Source organism: Bifidobacterium rousetti, from assembly GCF_008698235.1.
GTDB lineage: Bacteria > Actinomycetota > Actinomycetes > Actinomycetales > Bifidobacteriaceae > Bifidobacterium > Bifidobacterium rousetti.
Genome location: NZ_PEBH01000003.1, coordinates 179,281 through 200,493 on the forward strand (window position 1 = coordinate 179,281; position 21,213 = coordinate 200,493).

Genomic DNA, 21,213 nt, shown 5'->3' on the forward strand with positions numbered 1-21,213 from the left:
GCCGTATCCGGTTGCCGTATCCGATCGCCAGTATGCGGCCGCCGCGTCACCGCACCAGCGAGATCGCACCCCGGCGCACGATCTCGCGCACGGTGGCGTCGTCGGTGAGGTTCTCGCCGAGGCGATTCGGCTTGCCGGCGCCGTGCCAGTCGGATCCGCCGGTGACGAGCAGGCGGCGTGACCGCGCGATCGCGAGCAGACGTTCGCGTTGTTCGGGGGGATTGCCGCGATGCCACACCTCGAGGCCATCCAGCCCCTCGTCGACCAGTCGTTCGATCTGTTCGTCGGACAGCAGACGGCGGTTGCGGCTCAGATCGCCGGCGTGGGCGATGATGACCACTCCCCCGGCCTCGCCGACCGCGCGCACCACCTCGTGCGTCGTGGGCGAGGGCGTGGGGATGTAGTACTTGGATTCGGCGCTCACCGCGTCGGCGAACGCGTCGGAACGGGTGGCGTAGACGCCAGCGGCCACGAGCGCGTCGGCGATGTGCGGGCGTCCGACGGTGGTTTTGCCACCCTCCTTGACCTGCGCCAGCACCGACTCCCAGGAGATCGGGAAGTCCTCGGCAAGACGCGCCACCATGCGCTTGGTGCGGGCGAGCCTCGCCTCGCGCGTGGAGGCGAACAGCTGCGAGATGTGCACGTTGCGCGGATCGTACTGGAGTCCGAGCATGTGCACGGACACGCCGTCGTCCTCGGCGGTGATCTCGGTGCCGCGCAGCAGCGGCAGTCCGGCCTCGCGCGCGGCCTGCTCGGCCTCGTCCCATCCGGCGGCGGTGTCATGGTCGGTGATGGCCACACCGTGCAATCCGCGCGCCTTCGCCTGCGCCACCAACCCCGCAGGAGTCTCGGTGCCATCGGAGAACACCGTGTGGCAGTGCAGGTCCCAACCGGTTCTCGGCGGGGCCATCGGCGTCTCGTACTGTGTCATACCCTCTATCGTAACCGCTCCGCCGCGCGTCTCGCGCACGCGGGCGACGCGGGCACGCGCACGACGCGGGGTCGGGCGGAATCAGGCGGAATCAGGCGAACAGCGCGGCGCCGTCCTTGACGACGATCAGCGCGACGATCGCGACCACCCACACCACGTCGACCATCAGGTCGTAGTTGAGACGGTAGTAGGTGTCGAGTCCGCGGGTTCGTCCGCCCGCGCCGGGCAGCCGCTGGACCGTGACGGTCGCGTGCGACAGGGCCATGAACTGGATCGTCGTCGAGAACATGAGCGCGAGGCACCACGGACACAGCGCGCGGATCACGAACAGTGACTGCGTGGTCAGCCAGTACGAGTACAGGATCGCCGCGAGCCCGCCGAACCAGGTGCACGCGGCGAACCACTTCGGCACCTTCACCCGCGCGAGACCGATCACGGCGATCGTGACGAACACCGATTCCGCGGCGATGCCGAAGAACGCGTTCGGATAGCTCAATCCGCCGAACTTGACGATCTCCGCCTGCCACGACTGGGCGACGGCCGAGCAGGACAGCGTGGAGTTCACGTCGCACGACAGCTGCTGGCCGGGGTGACGCGCCAGTTCGAGCGTCTCCGCGGCGAGCACGAACGAGACGACCAGCGCCACCGCGGAGGCGATGAGCGTGATCAGATACGTCCATGTCGCCCCGTGGCGGAAGCCCGTGGGACTCGGATCCACCCCTGTCACGCCCGTTTCCGTCTCGTCGATCCGTTCGTCGATCGTCTGGTCGACCGTCGTATTGTTCGTATTGTGTCCGGCCATCGGTACTCCCCTCTTCGTATCCGATTCGTCGTCGTTATATCCGTGATATTCGTGATGCCGATGTCGCTGATGTCGTGTCGCGCCGTCAGCGACGACCCAGCAGCGTGATGTCGCCGACCAGCGTCGCCGAGCCGGTGAGCGTCACGTCCGTGCCGGTCACGTCAACCCGCAGCGTACCGCCGCGCACGGTGATCATCCAATGGTCGACGCCGGTCTTCGCCCTGAGCGTGATCGCGGTGGCGCACAGGCCGGTGCCGCACGACAGGGTCTCGCCGCAGCCGCGCTCGTTGACACGCATCGTGGCCTCGCCGATGCCGGTCGACTGGTCGATCTCGTCGACGCGCACGAACTCCACGTTCTGATCCGATTCGATGACCGGGGCGACGACCGGCTTGACGGCGAGATCGAGCGCCTCGACGTTGGGCAGGCTGGAGAACGCGTCCTCGACGACGGCGACCACATGCGGGTTGCCCATGTCGACGAACGTGCCGCGCGCCGAACCGTCCGTGCCGGGGATCGTGACCTCGTACGCGTCGAGCTTGCCGCGCCTCCACGCGCCCATCTCGACGCGGAACACGTCCCGGCCGAGCCCGTCGACCTCGCCCAGAGAGGTCAGGGTCTTGACGCCGGCGCGCGTGCCGAGACGGAACACGCCGCCGTCGAACAGGCCGTGGCGCTGCGCGAACAGGGTGATGGCGCGCGTGCCGTTGCCGCACATCTCCGCGAGCGAACCGTCCGCGTTGCGGTAGTCCATGAACCAGTCGGTGTCGTGCGCCTCGCAGTCGGCCACCTGCGCGTCGCTCAGGTCGGACACGTCGCGCGGGTGGGCGAGACGGATCAGACCGTCGCCGCCGATGCCGAAATGACGGTCGGCGAGGAACCTCACCTCGTCCTCGGTGGGTTCGAACGCGCCGTCCGGATCGAGGTAGACGACGAAATCGTTGCCGGTGGCGTGCGCCTTGGTGACATGCTGCGGAATGCTCATGGGGCACAGCATACTCGTCGGCCGGTTCGAGTCCGGAAACGGTGTCGGTTCGGTGTCGGTTCGCTTCCGGCTTGGCGTGCGCGACGGCGGTGAGTAGTCTTGTGACGCGTACGGCAAGGCGACGTCAGGGAGGAATCAGAATGTCTTCGACGGCTCCGATCGGTGTGTTCGACTCGGGTTTGGGCGGTATCTCCGTGGCGAAGCAGCTGGTGCGTGACATGCCGCACGAACACGTCCTGTACTTCGGCGACTCGGCGAACGCGCCATACGGCACGAAGACCCCGGAGCGGGTGCGCGAGCTGAGCTTCGCGATCGTCGAGCGCTTCGTGCGCGAAGGCGTCAAGGCCGTGGTCATCGCCTGCAACACGGCCACGTCGGCCGCGGTCAACGACCTGCGCGACACCTACGACATCCCGATCATCGGCATGGAACCGGCGCTGAAGGTCGCGTGCGACCGCGGCGGCGTCGAATCCGACCCGGACCGCACGCCGCAGCGCGTGATCGTCGCCGCCACCCCGCTGACGCTGCGCGAACGCAAGTTCGCCATGCTCATGGACCGATTCGACTCCGACAACGAGATCTTCAAGGAGCCGTGCCCCGATCTGGTGGAGATCGTCGAATCCGGCCGTCTCGGCGACCACGACCTCGTGATGGGCACGCTGCACCATTATTTCGACAAGTACGATCTCGACCGCATCGACTCGGTGGTGCTCGGCTGCACGCACTTCGTGTTCTACCGCGACTACTTCCGCGAGCTGCTGCCCAGCAGCGCCGCGATCATCGACGGCAACGAGGGCACGATACGGCATCTGGGCGTGGTGCTCGAATCGCTCGGCAAGCTCGCGCCGGAAGACGAGGCCGGCTCGGTCGAACTCGCCAACTCCGATCACTCGCAGCGCATCGCGACGCTGTCGAAATCGCTGCTCGACGCCTGATCGCGACCTGCCCAATTCCCTCACGATTGTCCCGGATCGGGGCGTACGCTCGCTCCAGATCGGGATTCGGATCGGATGGTTCCGGACGATTGTCCCGGACGATCTTCAGGGAGGGAACGATGGCGAACAGGACTGCGCTGATCGACGTGGGCGGCGGATTCCGCGCGATCTTCGGCTGCGGCGTGATGGACTACATGCTCGAGGAGGGCATCGACGTCGACATGTGCTACGGCATCTCGGCGGGCGCCGCGAACATGACGTCGTTCATCGCACGCCAGCACGGGCGCAACCACACGTTCTACACGAAGTACGCCTTCCGCAAGGAGTACGCGAGCGCGGAGAGCTTCTTCAGGAACCACAACTTCGCGAACCTCGACTACATCTACGGCACCCTGAGCAACCACGACGGCGAGTATCCGGTCGATTTCGAGGCGTTCGAGGCGAACCCGACCGGTTTCACGGTCGTCGCCTGCAATGCCGAGGACGGTTCGACCAAGTACTTCGACAAGTCGCGCATCCACTATGACGACTTCGACGTGGTCAAGGCGTCGTCGGCCGTGCCGGTGGCGTGCGAGCCGTACGTGGTGGACGGCGTGCCCTATTTCGACGGCGGCATCGCCGATCCGGTCCCGGTGCAGAAGGCCTTGGACGACGGCTACGATCGCGTGGTGCTGATCCTGTCACGCCTGCGCGACGAGGTGCGCCAGCAACGCCACGACCTCGCGCCGGCCCGCATCCTGGAACGCTCGTATCCTGCGGCCGCCGAACGGCTGCGCATGCGCTACAAGACCTACAACGACGAGATCGAACTGGCCAAGCGATACGAGGCCGAGGGGCGCGTCCTGATCCTCGCTCCCGAGGACCTCTACGGCCTCAACACGCTGAAGAAGAGCTTCGAGGGCCTCGAGATGATGTACCGCAAGGGCTACGCCGCGGCCGCCGCCGCAACCATCCCCGCCTTCCTCAACAGCTGAGCGGCCCAGGGAATCCGAGACACCCGGGGAATCTAAGACACCTGGGGAATCCAAGACGCCCAGAAATCCAAGCCGCCCAGAGAATCCAAGACGCCCTGTGACGTCCTTCATGCCGCCACCTATGCCGCGGTCCGGATCCCAGCGTCAGGTTCTCTCGAAATCACCCCATATCTCGAGAAAACCTGACGCTGGTCTCAACTCAGCGACGGGTTCTCTCGAGCAATGGGCCGTTTTCGAGAGAAACCGTCACTGACCATCACTCAGCGTCAGGTTCTCTCGAGATCTCCCCGACGCGGCCGTGATTCGCCGGGTTCATCCCAGTTTCGGTACTCCGACAGCGGTCAGCTTCTCCTCAAGCCGCCACGGCGACATCACATCCTCGTAGAAGATATGGGCGACACCGGTGACGCCCTGAGCCCGCAGATGCTTCTCCCGTCTTCGCTCATATTCAAGTTTCGCCTGCAAACTGGCGCGTCCGGGGTTGCTGGCGTCCGCGTACTTCGCCATCCCGTCATACTCGGCGACGATGATCCGGCCATCGGCGAGCCTCCAGCAGAAGTCGACGCGATACGGCATCGATGGAGCATCCGGATTGTCGAACTCAACCTGCAATTGCGGCTCGGCGAACTTCCGTTCGAGGATCCGGCCACGTGTCATCGATTCGCCGCCGTTCTCGCTGAGCGGGTTCGCGCACCGCAGCAGTTTGGATACGGCTTCCTCATCGCAGACGATGCGGATCATCAAAGTCCGCACTTCCTCTATGGTGACCGTCCCCGTCCTCAGCGCCGAATCGTATATGGCCAGTGCGTTGGCGAAGGGATAGGGCGCGCAATCGATCAATGTCCGAGCCGGTGACGTCATGAGGACGCCCAGATCATCTCTCTTCCATCGCGTAATGGTGTTCATATAGATGCGTCGAAGCTTGTCGCAGTCCCTGCCTGTGATCCCGCCGGTGCAGGCGATATGAACGGTGCCGTCATGCAAGGAATACGCATGGTCGAAACCGTATAGGCATGCGGCGCTCAGCCCCGCGAACACCCAATCAGGGTGCATTCGGGCCAACGTCGCGATGAGATGCAGCGAGCGTTCCTCGGCATTGAGACCGTTCCAGTACACGCTGTCGATATAGGTGTTGCGATACGGCGACACCAGTTCCCCAGCCGCAAGCCGCCTTCGACAAGCCTGCTGAATGGCCTCGTCACCGCCGATGACGCATCGTCGTTCCCGCTGTGCCTCCCGCAACATCGCGGCGAGTCGTTTGTGTGTCTTCATACGGCGAAGCTATCGCCATCGCTCCCACATAGACAACCTCGATGGGGCATGTGGACGAAGCCCCGATGACCAACCGGCATCCACAAAGATTCCGCCGCCGTCCAGTATCCGGTATCCAGTCACCGTTCGAATCCTCCATCATCGTCTTTGGCGCTCAGCGACGGGTTCTCTCGGAATCGCCCCATACTTCGAGAAAATCTGACGCTGGCGTCGGCTCAGCGACGGGTTTTCTCGAGCAATGGACTGTTTTCGAGAGAACCTGACGCCAACCACCACTCAGCGACGGTTTCTCTCGAGAATCCCCGTTCCGTGACTCGTAACCGGGCGGCCGCGCGATTCCCCTCCGACGCTGATACGATGGAATCAGCAGTCATGGCCGACGGCGGCCGTGACGTGTTGGAAGGGAAAAGACAATGATCGGTGAGGTATTCGGGACCATGACGCTGTTCGTGGTGCTCATCGTGATCCTCCTCGCGCTGTTGTTCTCGGCGATCTTCATCGTGCCGCAGCAGCAGGCGTTCATCATCGAGCGGTTCGGCAAGTTCAAGTCGGTGCAGTTCGCCGGCATCCACATGCGCATCCCGTTCGTCGACCGCATCGCGATGAAGACGAACATGCGCGTCAACCAACTCAACGTGCAGCTGGAGACCAAGACGCTCGACAACGTGTTCGTCACCGTCGTCGCGTCCACCCAGTTCCGCGTCAACCCGGAGAACGTGGCCACCGCGTACTACGAGCTGCGCGATCCGGCCGGCCAGCTCAGAAGCTACATGGAGGACGCACTGCGTTCCGCCATCCCGGCCCTGACGCTGGACGACGCGTTCGCCCGCAAGGACGACGTCGCCTTCGACGTGCAGAAGACCGTCGGCAACGAGATGAGCCGCTTCGGCTTCACCGTCGTCAAGACCCTGATCACCGCGATCGACCCGTCCCCGCAGGTCAAGAACGCGATGGACTCGATCAACGCGGCCCAGCGCGAGAAGGAGGCCACGCGCCAGCGCGCCGAGGCCCAGCGCATCCAGATCGAGACGCAGGCCGCCGCCGAGGCCGAGAAGACCAGGCTGCAGGGTGAGGGCCAGGCCAACTACCGCCGCGAGATCGCCAACGGTATCGTCGACCAGATCAAGAGCCTGCAGGCCGTGGGCATGAACATCAACGACGTCAACAACGTCGTGCTGTTCAACCAGTACCTCGACGTGATGCGCTCGCTGTCCGAGTCGAAGAACGCGAAGACCGTGGTGCTGCCGGCCTCCACGCCCGGCGGCTATCAGGATCTCTACGAGCAGGTCACCAAGGCCATGCTCACCGCCGCCGAGACGCAGCCCGGTTCAGGCGCGTCCGCGACCGGCACGTCCACGACCGGCGCCCACGCGAGGTAACCGCGATCGGCCATGACCGTCCTACACTGGGGGTCATGACCGAAAGCAACGAACGCAACGCGAACACCGCGAACAACGCGAACAAACTGATCGTCAACTGCCTGCCGCTCACCGATGAGGAGCGGCAGGCTTTTGTTTCCGCGGCCGGCGACGTGCCGCAGGAGTTCGTCGGCAATCCCGCCGAACGCGGCACGATGGTGTGGCGGGCGCAGGTCCCCGACGAGCTCAGGTCGCGCGCCACCGCCGTGATCGGCAACATCGCGCCGGACGAGTGCGCGCAGTACCCGAACCTCGCATGGCTGCAGACGTGGAGCGCCGGCGTCGACAAGTACGTCGCGCCCGGCGTCCTGCCGGAGTCGACCCGCGTGACCAACGCCTCCGGAGCCTACGGGCAGACCGTCTCCGAGCACCTGTTCGCGATGATGTGGTCGCTGATGAAGAACCTGCCGATGTACGCGCGTCAACAGGGCGAGCATCGCTGGCATGATCTGGGACGTGCGTTGTCGCCCGAGGGCGCGACCGTGCTGGTCGTCGGCACCGGCGACATCGGCTCGCATTTCGCCGGTCTATGCAAGGCCGTGGGCGCGCACACGGTCGGCGTGCGTCGCAACCCCGCCAAGCCCGCGGACGGCATCGATGAGATGCACGGTTTTGACGAACTCGACGAGCTGCTGCCGACCGCGGATGTGATCGCGCTCGTCGTGCCCGCCGCGCCGGACACGTTCCACCTGATCGACGGGCGTCGCCTGACGATGATGAAGTCCACGGCGATCCTGCTCAACGCGGGCCGCGGCACCGCCGTCGACCCGATCGCGCTTGCCCGCGCCCTTTCGGAGGACCAGCTGCACGGCGCCGGCCTCGACGTGACCGAGCCCGAGCCGCTGCCGAAGGACAGCCCGCTGTGGGATGAACCGCACTGCCTCATCACCCCGCATGTGGCCGGCGGCAACCATCTGGAGGCCACCGAACGCCGCATCGTCGCGATCGCTCTGGAGAACGTGCGCCGCTACGCCGCCGGCGAGTCGTTGACCAACGTGCGGCGGTAGCGGCCGGCAAAAGACGGAGTCTTCGAGAGAAACCGTCGCTGAGCCGACGCCAGCGTCAGGTTCTCTCGAAAACAGCCTATTGCTCGAGAAAACCTGACGCTGAGTCAGCCCCAGCGTCAGGTTTTCTCGACGAGTCGCCTCAGTACGCGCCGGCGATCGCCTGATCGAGGTCGGCGATCAGGTCGTCGGCGTCCTCGAGGCCGATGGACAGGCGGATGAGGTTGTCGGTGACGCCGGCGGCGATGCGGTATTCGGCCGGCACCTCGCGGTGGGTGATGCGCGCCGGATCGACGATGAGCGATCGCGCGTCGCCGATGTTCGGCACATAGGAGAACACCTTGACGCCGTCGAGGATGCGGCGCACGTTGCTCTCGTCGCCGTCGACCAGGAACGACAGGATCTGCCCGACGCCCTTCGGGAAGTACTTGGGCAACAGGTCGAACTGCGGGGTGTTGCCGAGTCCGGAGTAGTTGACCTTGATGACGTGCGGCGTGCGGGTCAGATGCTCGGCGATGCGACGGGCGGTCGCCACCTCGCGCTCCTCGCGCACGGCGAGCGTCTCGAGGCCGATCAGCGACAGGTACGCGTTGAACGGGCTCGGCACCGCGCCGAACGTGCGCAGGTACTTGATGCGGATGCGTCGGATGAACGCCTCCCTGCCGTACCGGCTGACGAAGCTGTGCTCGACGCCCGCGCGTTCGTCGGAGACGACGAGCTCGGGCGTGGTGAACTGCGGGAATCGCCCATTCGCCCAGTCGAAGTTGCCGGCGTCGATGACCACGCCGCCGATCGAGTTGCCGTGGCCGGTGATGCCCTTGGTGGTCGAGTGGACGACGATGTCGGCGCCGAACTCGATCGGGCGCAGCAGATACGGCGTGGGCACGGTGTTGTCGACGATGAGCGGGATGCCGTGCTCGTGCGCGAGCGCCGCCAACGGCTCCAGATCGGTGATCTCGGTGGACGGGTTGGCGACCGATTCGGCGAAGATCGCACGCGTGTCCGGGCCGATCTTCGAGGCGACCTCGTCGAGATCGTTGATGTCGTGTACGAAGTCGGCGTGGATGCCGAACTGCGGGAAGAAGCTCTCCATCGCATCGACCGAGGCGCCGTACAGGTTCGACGGCGAGACGATGCGACCGCCGCCCTCCGCGGCGCACAGCAGCGCGAACGACACGGCGGCCATGCCGGAGGCGACCGCGACCGCGCCGACGCCGCCCTCCAGAGCGGCGAGTCGCCTCTCCAGCGCGTCCACGGTAGGGTTGGCCACACGCGAGTAGGAGAATCCCGCGGCGGTGCCGGCGGCGAGCGCGTCGCCACGCACGGCGTTCTCCATGTCGAACGCGGCGCTCGCGTAGATGGGCGGCACCACCGCGTCGCCGTTCTCCAGATAGTCGTAGCCCGCATGGAGCGCCGTCGTGTCGAAAGCCTGAGTCATGGTCTCCTCGTCCGTTCCCGTCTCTGCGCCCACCTGTGCGCGTTCACAATTGCGTTGACGCACCCGAGGGCTCACTCGTATTCAATGTTCCCAAGTGTAGGAACGCGGATGACACAACACGGGCCACGCGGTACAGACGTTGGTTATCGCACGGTATCAGCGGGGATGATACTGGGGTGACGCAGGACGATTCGGCGCTTACGGGCGGACCGCATCCCATTCATCCAGCGCGCGCGTGGCGATCGCCGCAAGGAAGCGCGCGCCGCTGATGATGCCGGCGGGGTCGGGTCGGAAGGTCGGCCCGTGGGCGGCGCCCGTGTCGCCGGCGCCGATGTGGACGAACAGTCCCGGCGCCTTGTCGAGATAGTAGGAGAAGTCCTCGCCGCTCAGCTGCGGGCGGTCGACCGCGACGGCGAGTCCCTCGTCGAGCGCGACGCGACGGCCGAAGTCGGCCCAATCGGGGTCGTTGACGACCGACGGCGAACCGAAGAACCATTCGACGTCGGCACTCGCCCCGTACGCGGCGGCGGTGTTCTCGATGATGGCGATGGCCCGGTCCTTGGCGAGCGCGCGATCCTCGGGTTCGGTGGTGCGCACGGTGCCTTCGAAGAAGGCGTCCTGCGGGATCACGTTCCATGAGCTGCCCGCCTCGATATGCGTGACGGACAGCACGCGCGGGTGCGCCGGGTCGATGTTGCGTCCGACGATCGACTGGAGTCCCTGCACGATGTGGGTCAGGACGAGGATCGGGTCGACTCCCCCGTCGGGTTCGGCCGCGTGCGAGCCTTTGCCGTGGATGGTGACCTGGAACTTGTCGACGGCGCCGGAGACGCCGCCTTCGCGGATGCGGATCGACCCGACCTCGCCAGGGCCGTCGTGGGTGCCGAAGAACGCCTGCACGTCGTCGAGGACGCCGGTGTCGATGACCTGCACGGCGCCGGTGGGCCGGGTGGCGGTGGCGCGCCCCTCTTCGGCGGGCTGGAAGATGACCTTGACCGTGCCGTTCAGGCTGTCGTTGTCCGCTTGCCGTTTGAGCAGGATGGCGGCGCCGAGCGCAACGGTCAGGTTGAAGTCGTGGCCGCAGCCGTGCATGAGGCCGGGGTTTTCGGAGGCGTACGCAAGGCCCGTGTTCTCGGTGATCGGCAGGCCGTCGATGTCACCTCGCAGGGCGATGACGGGGCTGGAGGCGCCGTCTTCATCGCGCCCGCGTCCGTGCCCATCCCCACGTCCGTGTCCGCGGATGATCGCGACGAGTCCGGTCTTGAGGCCGGAATCAAGGATCTCGATGCCGTGCGATTCGAGGATCCGCCGGATCCGTGCCGTCGTCTCGAACTCCTCGTAGGAGGGTTCGGGATGGCGGTGGAACCAGCGGTAGTGCTCCTGCAGGGCGGTATCCAGCGCGTCCAGCGTGGTCACCCCGGTCAACCCGGTCAACTCAGTCACCCCGGTCAACCCGTCTTGCGAATCCGTCGCATCAGTACGTTCGTTCGTCGCGATCGGCGCGTTCACGTCGTCTCTGTTCCTTTCGTCTGGTGGTCTGACGGCCTGATGATCTAATGGCCGAAAACTCAGGCCCGGTAGTAGTTGGAGTATTCGCCGAACTTCCACAGCTCGTAGGAGCCACCGACGCCGGGACCGGAGTAGAACTGGGAGCCGGTCAGATCCTCGCGGCCGGCGGGTTCGAGCCAACGCTCGTAAAGCGCCTTGCGTTCGTCCTTGACCGACTGGGGCGTGGTGCCCTCATCGCGGGTGAACGGGTCGCGCGTGTAGTTGCCGTCCTCGTCGGGCGTGTATCCCAGTTCGAACAGCTCCGGTTCGTCGATGAATCCCGGGGTCTGGAACAGGTCGCGCGCGTAGGCCCACAGGTTCGGGTAGTCCCACACGTGCACGATGTCCTCGGTGCCGAGCGCGCGGATGAAACCGGGACGGTAGCCGAGTTCGAACGATTCGAGGGTCTGGAAGAGTCGCACGTCGGAGTCGGTGTAGTTCGCGCCGAACAGGTAGCGACGGGAGGCGAGACGGAAGTCGTAGTCGGCCAGACGCGCCTTGAAGATCGTGTAGGCGGCCTGCGCGGCGCCGCGCGTGGTGGCGAAGTTGACCTTGTACGTGCCGTTGTTGACGTCGTCGAACAGCTGCTGGTTGAGCAGGTCGATCTCCTGACGCAGCTCCTGCGGGTACAGGTCCGGCGCGCCCTGCTTGTGGAACGGCGCCCACGCGGTCTCGAGGTCGTTGCTCAGGATGTGGTAGTTGTTGGTCACGACCTTGCCGTTGGACAGGTCGATGACGGTCGGCGACGTGCCACGGCCGGTGAAACGGTCGCCCACGGTACGGCGGTAGAAGTCGTTGAGCCGGTCGTAGCCGAACAGTTCGGCGACGCCGCCCGGCGTCTTGGTGAGCTTCCAGCCGTCCTGGTCACGGCCGTAGACGATCTCCGGCGTGAACGCGTCCCACAGGCCGAGCAGTCGGATGACGATGCGCTGGCGACGGTTCCATCCGCAGCCGAGCGCGCCGAGGACGTGGTATCGGCCCGCCTCGACCGGCGCCTGACCGGGCTGGTCGCCGAATCGCACGGTGAACGCGTTGCGCTGGCGGCGGAACGCGCCGTCCGGCGTCTGCTCGACCGTGGTCTCCTCGAACGGGCGGTCGAACTTGTCGTGGCCGGGTCGAGGCTGGGTCGTCGGGGTCGGGGCCGGGGCGGCGGATGCGGCGACAGGCGCGGTTCCCGCGGGACGCACGCCGCACGCGTCGGCGGCGACGTCGGAGGCCTTGAGGCTGATGGATGCGTTGGTAAGTGTCATAGGTGGTTTCCTTCGATTACGTATGCGCACAACTACGGATGCGCGTATCGTCTGATAATTACTTCGAGAGACGTTCGCTTGCGATGCGCGCACCCTCAGCGAGTGCTTCAAGCTTCGCCCATGCGATATGCGGATGGACACGGCCACCGAGACCGCAGTCCGTACCGGCGACGACACGCTCCGGACCGACAAGTCGCGCATAACGTTCGATGCGCTGGGCGACGAGTTCGGGATGTTCGACGACGTTCGTGGAATGGCTGACGACACCCGGCACGAGGATCTTGTCCTCGGGCAGTTCGACATCCTGCCAGACCGCCCATTCATGCTCGTGGCGCGCATTGCCGCCTTCGAGCAGATAGGCATGCACATTCGCCTTGAGGATCACTCCGACGATGTCCTTCAACGGGATGTCCGTGGTGTGCGGGCCGTGCCATGATCCCCAGCACACATGCAGGCGAACCTGTTCGGCGGGGATGCCGCGCAGCGCGTGGTTGAGCGCCTCGATGCGGATGGCGGTGAACTCCTGATAGTCCTTGACGCTCGGTTCGGGGTTGAACTGGTCCCAGTTCTCCGCGAGGGACGGGTCGTCGATCTGCAGGATGAAGCCGGCGTCGGCGATGGCCTTGTACTCCTCATGCAGCGCGTCGGCCCACGCCCACAGATGCTCCTCATCTGTCTTGTAGTATTCATTGTCGATGCGCGAGGCACTGCCCGGGGACAGTGAGGAGATGAAGCCGGTCGCACCCGGATGGTCGGCGAGCGCAGCCTTGAGGTTGGCGATGTCGCGGTTCACGTCGTCGTAGCCGACGTACTTGACCGGTCCGACGACGCGCGGGAACTTGGTCTGGTGATTGATGCGCACGCCGCTGGTGGGGTCGGTGTATACGTCACGGAAGATGACGCGGTCGCGACGGTCGCTGAAGTCGCTGAGTTTCAGTTTGCTGCGCGTGGAGGGAGCCCATTCGTCACGCGGCTGCGGCTGGTCGAACGCCTGCCAGCCGGTGACGCGCTGTTCGATGTAACCGAACCATGCGTGAGCGTCGATGTTGCTGACCACTGACTTGCCGTATTCACCATCGTTGACGATGTCGATGCCGGCCTCGATCTGATGGTCGACGACCTTGCGGACGCTTTCAGCGATGATCTGGTCGTATTCGGCGGTCTGCTCTGGGGTGATGCCGTCCTTCGAGAGCTTGGCTCTGCGGGCGTTCGCCTCGGTCAGCTCTTCGACACGGGGCAGGCTGCCAGAATGGGTGGTCTTGATCTTGACGCTCATTGAGTTGGTTCCTTCGTGTGTGTGATGTTTGGTTTGGTCTGATATCCGATTGAATCTGGGTATGGCGCAGCCACGCGCTCACTCGTCAAGCCAGTCGAGGCTCGGGCCTTCAGGCACGATGCCGTTCGGATTGACGGGGCGTTGCGTGTTGTAGTAGTGCCATTTGATGTGCGCCGTGTTCGTGGTGGAGCGGAACGCATCGAGCCGGTAGAGCTCCTTGACGAACCTCGCCACGTTGGCATAGTGCAGGAGGTTGTGGCGGTTGAGCTTGAAGTGCACCTCGTAGACGGTCCACCACCGGTAGAGCGACGTCCACAGGTTGATGTCTGCCTCGGTCAGTTCATCTCCGAACAGGAAGCGGCTTTTGGTCAGGATGCCGTCCACACGCTCGATCGCGTCGAAGAATCGCTTTTCCGCGAACTCGTAATCAGCCTGGGTCCGGGCGAAACCGGCATCATACGGACCGCCGTTGATGGCCTCGCCGATCCAGCGCTCCGTCTCGTCGATGTCGCTTCGCAGGGATTCCGGATAGAGATCAACTTCCGGATGTTCGGCGAACTCGCGCAGTTTCGCGAGTTCACGTGGGATTACCGGATAGTAGTTCGATACGATCGTCTTTGTTTTCTTATCCCAAAGCACAGGCACCGAAATGCGATGCTCGTACGTGCCGCCGACCGTTTGGTCGTACGCCTCGCGCAGGAACGCGAAGCCATTGCCCGCGGTGTCCAGCGTGGCGCCGTCGACCTCGCGGAACGCCCATCCGCGGCCGTCACGCAGCGGATCGACGACCGACAGAGTGACGACATCCTCCAATCCCAGCAGTTTGCGGGTGATCGCGGAACGATGGGCGATCGGGCATGCCCAAGAGATGTACAGGTGGTATCGGTCCTTTTCCACGGGATGATCGGGATCGCCGATGTGACCGTGGATCGGATACGCCTCCTCGAGGGTGGGCTCGTGATGGACCAGCGAGCTCGCGGGCGGCACGTTCTTCGGATAGTAGATCGTGCCGTACGTCTCGTAGTCGACCGGAGATGCCGCACCGGGAGCGGCGAGCCATTCGGGCTTGATGTTGGGATCGTTGGAACGATTGGCACCGGTGTCCGTCATCGAATCTCACCCCTTCTTCAGATTCGCGCTCAGGTCGGCGCCGAACCACTTCTCGTTGAGTTGCTTGGAGGTGCCATCGGCGATGACCTCCGCCAAAGCCTTGTTCACATCCTTGACCAGCTGCTCCTCGCCCTTCGGGAAGATCAGATAGCAGTAGGAATCACGTCCCATGGCCGCATTGAATTCAGCGCCGCCCTTAATGGCCTTGAGATTGAACTTCTGCTTCTTCGTGTAGTAGGTGAACAGCGGCAGATCGTCGATGGTGAAATCGGCCTGGCCGCCTTCCACCTGACGGAACTTGCTGGAAATGTCGGACCCGGTGCCGGTGTACTTGGTGACGATCTTCTTATCAGGGTTCTTCTTGTTCCAGTTCTCCACTGCCGTCGCCATGGCGGTGCCAGGATCAAGCAATGCGGTCTTACCCGCAAGATCACCGAGCGTCTTGATCTCATCGGCCTTGATGTCGGAGTCCTTCGGCACCTCGACCACATATTCCTCGGAGTAGATCGGATCGCTGAACAGGTACTTCTGTTCGCGCTCCGCGTTCTTGGCGAAGCTGTTCACGCCGATCTGGTAACGCCCGGAGTCAAGTCCGGGGAACAAGGCCGTGAAATCGGCGGTCTGCCACTTGAGGTTGTACTGGGGAAGCTTCTTGAAGATGGCCTGCACCAATTCGTAGTTCTGGCCGGTGATCTGATCGCCCTCGCGGAAGATGTACGGGGCCGGTGAAGCGCCGGTCACCGCGGTGATCGTGCGCACGTTGCCGGAATCGCCGTTCGCCGTGGTGGATCCCTGCGCAGCGCTTGCGTTACCGCATGCGGCCAGCGGAAGCGCCATCGCGGCGACAGCCGCCAGTGCAATCAGTTTCTTCACCAATTTGATGCTCATAGTCGTGTCTCTCCCCGAAAATGTTTCATTTTCCCGATTACGTCCGCGGTGCCTCCCACCGCGGTTGCGTATGACGATAACCCCTCGGGAATCGCACCACACCCCTTCCGCAAACGTGATTACTTATACCCCGCTATCAACGCTACGTCGTTTCGCGCTTTGATAGCGGGGTATAAGTTCAACCAATCAATGGAAAGAGATCCGATCCCAGCACCTGAGGCATGGAAACGACATCCTCAGATTCCCCCCATATAAAGGCGTTCAGCTCAGACCTCAAGCCAGCTGAGATCCGGCCCCTCCGGCACAATGCCATTCGGATTAATGGGTCTCATCGTGTTGAAGTAGCACCATTTGATCTGACGGGAATTGGTTGTGCTACGGACAGCATCAAGCTGGTACAGCTCTCTGACGAATCGTGTCACGTTCCGATAGTGCAGCAGATTATGCCGATTCAATCGGAACAGGACTTCATACACGGTCCACCACCGATAGAGCGACGGCCATAGGTTGATATCGGCCTCAGTCAACGTATCCCCAAGCAGAAATTCATGTTCCCCGAGAAGATTATCCACCCGTTCGACCGCGTTGAAAAACCGTTGTTCGGCGAACTCATAATCGGCCTGAGCACGCGCGAAACCTGCGTCATACGGACCGCCATTGATGGCCTCGCCGATCCAGCGCTCCACCTCATCGATCTCTTCCCGTAACTCCGAGGGGTAAAGATTTACCTCCGGATGCGTTGCGAACTCACGCAGTTTCGCGAGTTCACGCGGAATCACCGGATAGTAGTTCGAAACGATCGTCTTCGTCTTCTTATCCCACAGTACCGGTACGGAGATGCGGTGCTCGTACGTGCCGCCGACTGTTTTGTCATACGCTTCACGTAGGAATGCAAAACCATTGCCCGCTGTATCCAGCGTGGAGTCTTTCACTTCGCGGAACGCCCATCCACGGCCGTCACGCCTTGGATCAACGACCGACAAAGTGACAATGTCCTCCAATCCCAACAACTTGCGAGTGATCGCGGAACGCTGGGCATACGGACAACCCCACGAGATGTACAGGTGGTATCGATCGGCCTCGATCGGATGATCCGCATCGCCGATGTGCCCATGTATCGGGTATGCCTCCTCCAGCGTCGCTTCGCGATGCACGATGGAGCTTGCCGGCGGCACGTTCTTCGGATAGTAGATCGTGCCGTACGTCTCATAATCGACAGGCGAGGCCACGCCGGACGCAGCCAGCCATTCGGGCTTGATGTTGGGATCATTGAAGCCAGGCATCGTAATACACCTACCAATTTGCCGATTCGAATCACTTCGTCCCAGACTCTGGGATCCAGACCGGACCTGAATCACTTACCGTCCTGTTTGGCGGTGAAATCCTTACCCAGCCACTTCTGATTGATTGAGGCGGAGTCACCATCCTTGACCACTTCGGCGAATGCCTTGTTGATGTCCTTCGCCAACTGCTCCTCCCCCTTGGGGAAGATAAGGTAATGGTTGGGATCCGTTCCTGTGATGGATGTGGCGGCGTCACCACCGATGGTGATGGACCGGATATCGAGTCCGGCCTTCTTGGAGTAGTAGCTCAGCACCGGAGCATCATCGATGGCGAAATCAACCTTACCGGAAGCTAGAGTGCGCAACTTACTGGTCAGATCCGAGCCAGTACCCGTGTACTGCTCGTTGATCTTCTGGTCTGGATGAGCCTCATTCCAGTTCTGCACAGCGGTAGTTGCCGCGGTACCGGGATCCAGCAACGCGGTCTTACCAGCGAGATCACCGAACGAGTCGATCTCCGTCGCGGTGATCTTCGAACCCTTCGGGACCTCGATCACATAGGGAATCTCGTAGATAGGATCACTGTACAGGTATTTGGCCGCTCTCTCCTTGTTCCATGCGAAGTTATTGACACCGATCTGGTATCGGCCGGAATCAAGACCGGAGAAAATGGCTGAGAAATCGACGATATCCCACTGCAACTTATACTGCGGAAGCTTCTTGAAAATCGCCTCCACAAGTTCCACGTTCTGCCCGGTAAGCTTGTTTCCATCACGGAACACGTAGGGTGCCGGGCCACCACCGGTAACAGCGTGGATGGTGCGCACCTGACTGTTGTTGCTTTCGGCGGCGGATGCCGTCTTTTCTGCCGAACCGGAGCCGCAGCCGGACAGCGCAAGCACCGCCGTCAAAGCGAGAGCCACTCCCGCAATCAATCGCCTCCTCAGCGTGGTCTTCGTGTTGTTCATATCATTCACCCTTCTTCTTGTACGAAGAACATTTCCCCGAATAATTGTTTTTCTTTTAATTTCGAATTCCGTCAGAACGGCCTTCGAATATAGCGAACTCCGATACATATACCCCTATATACATCGGTGATATTTGATACTACAGGAACAGGTTATTCTCCACACCTGCAGACCCATCGGTTTTTCCTATAGTGTGTTATTCACACCCTATTGCCCTTTACGTACGCCAGACACCGCGAGGCGCAGCCGATTCACCCCCTCGATCAAATCCTCCTTGGACGAGTGAGCGAAGGAGAAACGCGCATAACGGGTATCCGCGGTTCCAACGAAGAACGAATCACCCCGTACAGGATTAATGTTCTGTTCCGCCAGCGCGCGTTGCGCGTCCGGATCATCCAGGTGGAACCATTCCGGCAACCGCGCCCACAGGAAATACCCTCCCTGCGGATCATCGAATTCGATATCGTCCCCAAGCCCGGAACGCAGGGCCGAGGCGAGCGCCGCGGCCTTGTCCGCATAGAACTCTCGCTCTCGGAAGAGCAACGCGTCGGCCCACGATTCCCGTTTTTCATCTTGGTCCGGATCAACATGCGAACCCGCATCCAACAACCGCGCCAGCGCATACTGGGTGGCCGACGACAATCCGCCGTCGACACCCAACCGATACGCGGCGATCTTCCTGACATACGCTGGATCGGCTATGACCCATCCGACGCGCAGACCCGGTCCAAGCCATTTCGAGAACGATCCGACCTCGAACAGCGGACTTCCCTCCGTACCACGAAATTCTCGCGGGTATTCCTCCGGTTCCTGTTCGAACCACAGTTCCCGATAGGGGTTGTCCGCAATGACCGCGACGCCGTATTGCGCCACCAGTTCCAGTAGCCGATGTTTCACCCGCCCAGAGGCGAGCCGTCCTGTGGGATTCTGGAAATCGGGAATCGTGTAGATGGCGCTGTACTGACGTCCCTCACGCGCAGCTTCGGCAAGCAGTCGTTCGACTTCGTCCACGTCGATGCCTTCCGAAGTCAATCCGACCGTTTCGATATGCGCCCCGAGCCGTTGGAATGTCTTCACACATTGCGGGAACGCAGGGTTCTCCACCAGCACCCGCGATCCGGAATCGACGGTCGCCGCCGCACTGAGGAACACGCCCTCCATCGCCCCGTTGGTGATGATCACGCTTTCCGGATCGACACCACGTTGTCCGGCGACGATCCTCCGCAGCCGGTCTACCCCGTACGGCGACGAATAGGACAACGCTGAGAAGTCGCCCGAACTCCGGTCTTCTCGGGACCCTCCCCCTATGACATCGGCGAAGGCGCAGGCGATGCGCTCATACGGCAGGATCGCGGGATCCGGCAGCCCCGCCAGAAAATCGATGGGACGCTTGTCCGAACGCACACGCACGTCCGCGCCCTTGAACACGGACGAATTCCCACTGATGGACGAGAACAACGCGGAGGGACGGATCATCTCAACTTCCCCTATGATTGCGGACGTCATATCTCACACCCACTTTCCGGGATTGAGGATGCCACGCGGATCGAGGGCACGCTTCAGCGTTCGTTGCAGGTCAAGGTTGTCTTGCCCGATCTGCCTGACCAACAGATCCTTCAGTTCAAGACCGACGCCGTGTTCGCCGGTGATGGTGCCACCATTGGCGAGCACGTAGTCATAGAGCTTCTCCTTGGCAAGGCGCAGCGCTTCCGGGAGTTCCGTCTCCCCCTCTTTCTTGGGAAGGATGAATCCCGTGTGTGTGTTGCCATCGGCCGCATGTGCCATGATGGTCAGCTGCGCGTGAGCCTCATTCGCCAGACGTTCGAGCACCAGCAGGAACTCGCCGAGCTTGTCCAGAGGAACGGCCACGTCGCTGCCCGCCATCCACGCGGTACCCCGTGGAAACGCACGTCCGGTCTTACGTAGAATGAAGAACGTCTCGGCCTCATCCACCGTGGGACGAATCAGTGAGGCTCCGGTGGGACGCAACGCCTCCAACACCGTCTCGGCATCCTCCTCGGCAGCGCGCCCATCCGTCGTCACCTCGATCAGCCATTGCGCATCACCAACAGACTCGACGAACTTGTCGGGGTAGGTCTGCTCGTACGGCACGGACATGAGTTCCAGCGACGCCGGCTGCACGCCGGACGCCAGCACCGCCTCGATCACACTACCTGTCTGTCCAAGGTCGCGGGCGAATGCAATAACCTTGGCAACGCCCTGCGGAATCGGACGAAGACGCACGGTCGCCGCAATGACGGCGCCCAGCAATCCTTCCGAACCGGTGAACAATGACGTCAGATCGAAACCGGCGACGTTCTTCATGGTCGGTCGTCCCGTCTCGATGATGCGCCCATCCGGCAGCACAACGGTGAGAGACAGCAGCGAATCGCGTGTGACGCCATATTTCGCGCACTTGAATCCACCCGCATTTGTCGCCACGTTGCCGCCGATGGTGGACAGTTCGAAACTGGCCGGATCCGGCGGATAATACAGACCGTATTCCTTCGTCGCCTCGTTGATACGTGCATTGATGACGCCGGCTTCGACGACCGCGTAATGGCCGATGGGATTGATTTCGCGGATGTGGTTCAGCCTGTCAGTGAGCAGCAAGATCCCGGGAACGGTGATGGTCGACAACTGCCCGAGTCCTGTGCCGGCCCCGCGCGTAAACACGGCGATGCCGTATTCATTGGCCGCGCGCAGTATGGAGCTTGCCTGCTCGGCTGAATTCGGCAACAGTACGGCGAAGGGCAGCTTCTCCTCACTGAACCGGTGATGATGCTTGTTCACGATCTCACTGATCGACAGCGGATCGGTCACTATGGCGTCGACGTCAAGCGACTCTCCGATTTCGGTCAGGAATCCCTCCCGACGGGTGACGGTCACGTCACGCACGTCACCGCCCAGAACCCTGTTGCCTAATGTTGCGGTCATGTTTCCCCTTTATCTGTATGAATTCACGCCGGTGCATGCCTTCATGGCACGCCATGTATTCCGGATGGACATCCCCGACGCGGATTATTCCGCGATGATTCGTATTACAGCAGAAAAAGCAATCCGCCACACTATCTTGGACAACGGGATAATCTATGACACGTTATTCAGAAAACACGACTCAAACTAGATTC

The 21,213-nt window shown here is 62.7% G+C and carries 18 protein-coding genes; 4 read left to right on the top strand and 14 right to left on the bottom strand.

The annotated features are described in order from the left end of the window. Positions 1-46: 46 nt before the first annotated feature. The 3 genes from CSQ85_RS05230 to dapF all read right to left on the bottom strand — a co-directional run bounded on the left by CSQ85_RS05230 (position 47) and on the right by dapF (position 2,718). Positions 47-940, bottom strand: coding sequence for a PHP domain-containing protein (locus tag CSQ85_RS05230; protein ID WP_150383250.1), 894 nt, complete (start codon positions 938-940; stop codon positions 47-49). A gap of 82 nt (positions 941-1,022) precedes the next feature. Beyond that, positions 1,023-1,733 (bottom strand): vitamin K epoxide reductase family protein, encoded by a 711-nt coding sequence (locus tag CSQ85_RS05235; protein ID WP_150383166.1) that lies wholly within the window; start codon positions 1,731-1,733, stop codon positions 1,023-1,025. Between the two features lie 85 nt (positions 1,734-1,818). Then, positions 1,819-2,718 (bottom strand): diaminopimelate epimerase, encoded by a 900-nt coding sequence (dapF, locus tag CSQ85_RS05240; RefSeq protein ID WP_150383167.1) that lies wholly within the window; start codon positions 2,716-2,718, stop codon positions 1,819-1,821. Positions 2,719-2,858: 140 nt separating this feature from the next. Here dapF and murI point away from each other — a divergent pair, with 140 nt between their 5' ends. Further along, positions 2,859-3,653, top strand: a complete 795-nt coding sequence (gene murI, locus CSQ85_RS05245; protein WP_150383168.1) for a glutamate racemase — start codon at positions 2,859-2,861, stop codon at positions 3,651-3,653. A 119-nt stretch (positions 3,654-3,772) separates the two neighbouring features. Then, positions 3,773-4,627, top strand: a complete 855-nt coding sequence (locus tag CSQ85_RS05250) for a patatin-like phospholipase family protein (protein WP_190972899.1) — start codon at positions 3,773-3,775, stop codon at positions 4,625-4,627. Positions 4,628-4,939: 312 nt separating this feature from the next. On the opposite strand, the gene CSQ85_RS05255 is transcribed toward CSQ85_RS05250, so the two are convergent. Further along, positions 4,940-5,899: a hypothetical protein gene (locus CSQ85_RS05255; protein ID WP_150383169.1), complete on the bottom strand. Its 960-nt coding sequence runs from the start codon at positions 5,897-5,899 to the stop codon at positions 4,940-4,942. A 437-nt stretch (positions 5,900-6,336) separates the two neighbouring features. Between CSQ85_RS05255 and CSQ85_RS05260 the strand changes: the two genes are divergently transcribed. Both CSQ85_RS05260 and CSQ85_RS05265 read left to right on the top strand, forming a co-directional pair. Then, positions 6,337-7,278: an SPFH domain-containing protein gene (locus CSQ85_RS05260; RefSeq protein ID WP_150383252.1), complete on the top strand. Its 942-nt coding sequence runs from the start codon at positions 6,337-6,339 to the stop codon at positions 7,276-7,278. A 35-nt stretch (positions 7,279-7,313) separates the two neighbouring features. Then, positions 7,314-8,324, top strand: coding sequence for a D-2-hydroxyacid dehydrogenase (locus tag CSQ85_RS05265; RefSeq protein WP_150383170.1), 1,011 nt, complete (start codon positions 7,314-7,316; stop codon positions 8,322-8,324). A gap of 139 nt (positions 8,325-8,463) precedes the next feature. Here CSQ85_RS05265 and CSQ85_RS05270 read toward each other — a convergent pair whose 3' ends face one another. The 10 genes from CSQ85_RS05270 to CSQ85_RS05315 all read right to left on the bottom strand — a co-directional run bounded on the left by CSQ85_RS05270 (position 8,464) and on the right by CSQ85_RS05315 (position 21,019). Further along, a complete protein-coding gene (locus CSQ85_RS05270; protein WP_150383171.1) occupies positions 8,464-9,759 on the bottom strand; it encodes an O-acetylhomoserine aminocarboxypropyltransferase/cysteine synthase family protein in 1,296 nt (431 codons plus the stop codon). A 198-nt stretch (positions 9,760-9,957) separates the two neighbouring features. Continuing rightward, positions 9,958-11,268 (bottom strand): amidohydrolase, encoded by a 1,311-nt coding sequence (locus CSQ85_RS05275; protein ID WP_223846854.1) that lies wholly within the window; start codon positions 11,266-11,268, stop codon positions 9,958-9,960. A gap of 59 nt (positions 11,269-11,327) precedes the next feature. Next, the gene (locus CSQ85_RS05280; RefSeq protein WP_190972900.1) at positions 11,328-12,557 is read right to left on the bottom strand and encodes a glutathione S-transferase family protein; all 1,230 of its coding nucleotides are present in this window, start codon (positions 12,555-12,557) and stop codon (positions 11,328-11,330) included. A 58-nt stretch (positions 12,558-12,615) separates the two neighbouring features. Next, a complete protein-coding gene (locus tag CSQ85_RS05285; protein ID WP_150383172.1) occupies positions 12,616-13,833 on the bottom strand; it encodes a cobalamin-independent methionine synthase II family protein in 1,218 nt (405 codons plus the stop codon). Positions 13,834-13,911: 78 nt separating this feature from the next. Further along, positions 13,912-14,943: a glutathione S-transferase C-terminal domain-containing protein gene (locus CSQ85_RS05290; RefSeq protein ID WP_150383173.1), complete on the bottom strand. Its 1,032-nt coding sequence runs from the start codon at positions 14,941-14,943 to the stop codon at positions 13,912-13,914. A 6-nt stretch (positions 14,944-14,949) separates the two neighbouring features. After that, positions 14,950-15,831 carry a transporter substrate-binding domain-containing protein gene (locus CSQ85_RS05295; protein WP_150383174.1) on the bottom strand — a complete coding sequence of 294 codons (882 nt, stop codon included), beginning with the start codon at positions 15,829-15,831 and terminating at the stop codon, positions 14,950-14,952. A gap of 266 nt (positions 15,832-16,097) precedes the next feature. Beyond that, complete coding sequence (locus CSQ85_RS05300; RefSeq protein ID WP_150383175.1) at positions 16,098-17,114, bottom strand: glutathione S-transferase C-terminal domain-containing protein; 1,017 nt, start codon at positions 17,112-17,114, stop codon at positions 16,098-16,100. A gap of 71 nt (positions 17,115-17,185) precedes the next feature. After that, positions 17,186-18,082, bottom strand: coding sequence for a transporter substrate-binding domain-containing protein (locus tag CSQ85_RS05305; RefSeq protein WP_190972901.1), 897 nt, complete (start codon positions 18,080-18,082; stop codon positions 17,186-17,188). Between the two features lie 207 nt (positions 18,083-18,289). After that, the gene (locus CSQ85_RS05310) at positions 18,290-19,588 is read right to left on the bottom strand and encodes an aminotransferase-like domain-containing protein (protein ID WP_150383177.1); all 1,299 of its coding nucleotides are present in this window, start codon (positions 19,586-19,588) and stop codon (positions 18,290-18,292) included. Between the two features lie 3 nt (positions 19,589-19,591). Further along, positions 19,592-21,019 (bottom strand): FAD-binding oxidoreductase, encoded by a 1,428-nt coding sequence (locus tag CSQ85_RS05315; RefSeq protein WP_150383178.1) that lies wholly within the window; start codon positions 21,017-21,019, stop codon positions 19,592-19,594. Positions 21,020-21,213: the final 194 nt, after the last annotated feature.